Annotated in this window: 1 protein-coding gene; it reads right to left on the bottom strand. The window is 50.4% G+C overall.

The window, feature by feature from the left end:
* A partial coding sequence (rarD, locus tag ACWHAR_RS31370) for an EamA family transporter RarD (protein WP_452088966.1) occupies positions 1–536 on the bottom strand: 536 nt, incomplete at both ends.

Genomic DNA, 536 nt, shown 5'->3' with positions numbered 1-536 from the left:
AGCGATCATCATCGTTTCCAAAGTAAGTCCTATGGCACTTGAGAGCGATGTGCGCTTTTTCGCCAGTCCGTAGAGCCCGAAGCTGAATGCGAGCATCAGGGCGATGTACGGCACGGACCCGTACTGAAAAGCTGAAATAAGCACGCCGAGGGCAGCGAGAAGAACTGCCGCTCCCTGCATCCGCGTTAGCTTTTCCTTTAAAAAGACAATTCCGAGAACGATCGATACGAGCGGATTGATGTAGTAGCCCAGGCTCGCTTCAAGAATATAGCCGTTGCTGACGGCCCATATGTAGACATACCAATTGATCGAAATCAGAACGGACGACAAAATGAGCGGAACAAATTCCTTTCGGTTTCCCGAAAGCGAGCGAAATGCTTTGACTCCGTTTTTCCACTGCCGCAAAACGAGAAGCACCCCGCACATAAAAACAAATGACCAGATAATCCGGTGCGCCAGAATATCGAGCGCGGCCGTCTGATCGAGCACTTTCCAATATAAAGGAAGGAGCCCCCACAGCAAATAAGAAAGCGCTG

This window comes from Bacillus sp. LR--39 (assembly GCF_053613335.1).
Note: the sequence above shows the minus strand (reverse complement) of the source record. Positions and strands in the feature narration are given on the sequence as shown.